Here is a 3,626-nt window from a genome sequence, read left to right on the forward strand (position 1 = left end):
CGATCCTGCTCATCACCCATGATCTCGGCGTCGTCGCCAACATGGCCGACGAGGTGGTCGTGATCTACCATGGCGAGATCATGGAGAGCGGCCCGGTCGAAGACATCTTCCGCCGGCCGCGCCACCCCTATCTCAAGGCCCTGCTGAAGGCCTCGCCGCATTTCGACATGCAAGAGGGCGAACGTCTCGTGGCGCTGCGCGAGGCACGCCCCCGCCCGCCCGCCGCGCCGCGCGCCATGCCCCTGCCGAATGCCGGCGAGCAGGCGCCGCTACTGAGTGTGCGCGGGCTGCGGAAGGCCTACACCACCGGTTCTCGCAGCTTCTTCGGCAAGGGCACCCAGCAGACCGTGCTGGCCGTCGACGATGTCGGCTTCGACATCCGGCGCGGCGAATGCCTCGGCCTCGTCGGTGAGAGCGGCTGCGGCAAGACCACAGTCAGCAAGATCATCATGCGCGCCGTCACGCCCGATGCCGGCAGCATCGTCTTCGACGACGGCCGTACGCAGACCGACATCCTGGCACTGGATGGCGAGGCGCTGCGTGCGTTCCGCCCGCGGGTGCAGATGATCTTCCAGGATCCGGTCTCCTCACTCTCGCCGCGCATGACCGTGTCGAACATTCTGCGCGAGCCGCTGGTGATCCATGGCAAGGGCGGCGCCGGCGAACAGGCCGAGCGGGTGAGGACTCTGATGGAGGATGTCGGGCTCGATGTCCGCTTCCTCAACCGCTATCCGCACTCCTTCTCCGGCGGGCAGCGCCAGCGCATCGGCATCGCCCGCGCGCTCGCGCTCGACCCCGACCTGATCATCTGCGACGAGCCGGTTTCGGCGCTGGACGTGTCGGTGCAGGCACAGATCCTCAACCTGCTGAAGGACCTCCAGGCCGAGCGCGGCCTGACCTTCCTGTTCATCTCACACAACCTCGCGGTGGTGAACTACATGGCCGACCGCATCGCCGTGATGGCCAATGGCCGCATCGTCGAGATTGCGCCGCGCCACGCGCTGTTCAGCCGGCCGGTCCATCCCTACACGAAGGCCCTGCTGCGCTCGGTCCCCTTCGCCGATCTCGACCGCAAGCTCGACTTCAAGCTGGCCGCGCCGGGCGGCGCCTCCGATTCCAGCCATTGGGACCGGGTCTTCAGGCCGGACCCCGAAGGCGAGGCGCTGACCCATCTGCCACTCGGAGGCGGCCATTTCGTACTCGCCCGCCCTGGCGCCGAACTGAGGGAGGTGGCCTGATGAGATCGCTTCGTCCCACGCGCCGCGAGACGCTGCTGATCGGCACGGCCGCCGTCGCGATGGCTTCGGGCCTGCCCCGCCTATCACAGGCGGCGCCCGCTCGTCCCTCCGAGCTGATCGACAGCCCTTTCCTCGAACAGAGAGTGGCAACCGGCAAGCTTCCGCGGGTGGCGCAGCGCGTCCCGGTTTCCCCCCGCATCGTCGCGCTGACCGGGGACGAGCGGGTTCCCGGCCGCCATGGCGGCACGATGCGGATGCTGATGGGCGACCAGCGCGATATCCGCATGATGACGCTTTACGGCTACACGCGGCTGGTCGGCTACGACGACAACCTCGATCTCGCGCCCGACGTGCTCGAGAGCTTCGAGGTCGAGGCCGGCCGGATTTTCACCCTGCGGCTGCGTCCCGGCCATCGCTGGTCCAATGGAGCGCCCTTCACCACCGAGGACTTTCGCTACTGGTGGACCCATGTCGCCAACAACAAGCGGCTCTCGCCAGGCGGGCCGCCGCAGGCGCTTCTGGTCGGCGGCGAGCCCCCCGTCTTCGAGGTGCTGAGCGAGACGGAGGTTCGTTACTCCTGGTCGAAGCCCAATCCGATCTTCCTGCCCGCGCTCGCCGGCGCCCAGCCGACTTACATCTGTATGCCGTCGGGCTATCTGAAGCAGTTCCATATCGACTTCGCCGATCCCGTGACGCTGCAATCGCGCGTCCGGCAGGCGCGCGTGCGGGATTGGGGCGCCCTGCATGAGCGGCTCTCGCGGATGTATCGCCCCGAGAATCCCGATTTGCCCACGCTCGACCCCTGGTGGAACACCACGCCGCTGCCGGCCGAGCAGTTCACCTTCGAACGAAACCCCTTCTTTCACCGCATCGATGAGAATGGCCGGCAACTGCCCTATGTCGACGAGGTCACCCTGACCGTCGGCACCCATTCCCTGGTGCCGGCCAAGGCTGCGGCCGGCGACGCCGATCTCCAGGCCCGCTATCTGCGCTTTGACAACTACACATTCCTCAAGGACGCCTCGAAGCGCATGAACTTCGACGTCCGCCTCTGGACACGGGCCGAAGGCTCCTATTTTGCCCTGATGCCAAACCTGAACGCGATCGACCCGGTCTGGCGCGACCTGAACCGGGACCTGCGCTACCGCAAGGCGCTGTCGGTCGCGATCAACCGCAAGGACATCAACCAAGTCATCTTTTTCGGCCTGGCAAGGGAGAGCGGCAACACGGCCCTGCCCCAGAGCCCGCTCTATGATGCAGGCTTGGCGAAGCTCTGGACGCAGCACGATCCCGCGCTCGCCGACCGGCTGCTCGACGAAGCCGGGCTCGGCAAGCGCGCGCGGGATGGCATTCGCCTGCTGCCGGACGGGCGGCGGCTCGAATTCACCATCGAGACAGCCGGCGAGAGCACCGAGGAAACCGATATCCTCGACCTGATCAAGCAGGATCTCTACGCCGTCGGCATCAAGATCTATCCCCGCTCGACCCAGCGTGACGTTTTCCGCCGGCGCATCATCGCCGGCCAGACCATCATGTCGGCCTGGGCCGGCATGGACAACGGTCTCGTCGCCGCCGATATGGAGCCCGACGCACTGGCCCCCACCAGCTCCGCCCAGTTCAACTGGCCGCGCTGGGGCCAGTATCACGAGACCGCCGGTCGCGAAGGCGAGGCACCGGACCTCGCCGAGGCGCAGGAACTCATCGCTCTCTATGCCGCGTGGCGCAACAGCGCCACCCAGGGCGAGCGCCGGCAGATCTGGCAGCGCATGCTGCAGATCAACGCCGAGCAGCTCTTCGCCATCGGTGTCGTTAACGGCACGCTGCAGCCCGTCGTCGTCTCGAGGGACCTGAAGAACGTCCCGCAGAAGGGGCTCTACAGCTTCGAGCCCGGCGCCTTTTTCGGCCGCTATATGCCCGACACCTTCTGGTTCGACACCCGCAAGACGGTCGGCCTCGACAAGGGCAGGGGCTGAACCGTGCTGCTCAAATACATCCTCAAGCGCATCCTGGTGATGATCCCGACGCTGCTCGTCACGAGCGCGCTGATCTTCACCGTCATCAACCTGCCGGAAGGAGATTATTTCGAAACGCTGGCGGCCGAGATGCAGGCGCAAGGAGAGAAGGCCGACCTCTCGCGCATCGAGTTCCTCAAGAAGGAGTATGGCTTCGACAAGCCGATCGTCGAACGCTACGTCTGGTGGGTGGTGGGCCTGCTCCAGGGGGATATGGGCTACTCCTTCGAGTACCAGCGCCCGGTCCGCGAGATCGTCGGCGACCGGCTCTTGCTGACGATGATCGTCTCCTTCGTCACGATCATCTTCACCTGGATCGTTGCCTTCCCGATCGGCATCTACTCAGCGACGCATCAGTACAGCTGGGGCGATTACG

Annotated in this window: 3 protein-coding genes; all 3 read left to right on the forward strand. The window is 66.1% G+C overall.

All coding sequences use genetic code 11. The features are described 5' to 3' along the window. On the forward strand, positions 1-1,238 hold a 1,238-nt coding region (locus AX750_RS00020; protein WP_066718707.1), incomplete at its 5' end, for an ABC transporter ATP-binding protein. Continuing rightward, the gene (locus AX750_RS00025; protein ID WP_082737656.1) at positions 1,238-3,211 is read left to right on the forward strand and encodes an ABC transporter substrate-binding protein; all 1,974 of its coding nucleotides are present in this window, start codon (positions 1,238-1,240) and stop codon (positions 3,209-3,211) included. The genes AX750_RS00020 and AX750_RS00025, both read left to right, overlap by 1 nt. A 6-nt stretch (positions 3,212-3,217) precedes the next feature. Continuing rightward, the coding region (locus AX750_RS00030) for an ABC transporter permease (RefSeq protein ID WP_245282260.1) at positions 3,218-3,626 on the forward strand (409 nt) is incomplete at its 3' end.

This window comes from Methylobacterium sp. CCH7-A2 (genome assembly GCF_001557075.1).
Taxonomy (GTDB): domain Bacteria; phylum Pseudomonadota; class Alphaproteobacteria; order Rhizobiales; family Beijerinckiaceae; genus Allobosea; species Allobosea massiliensis.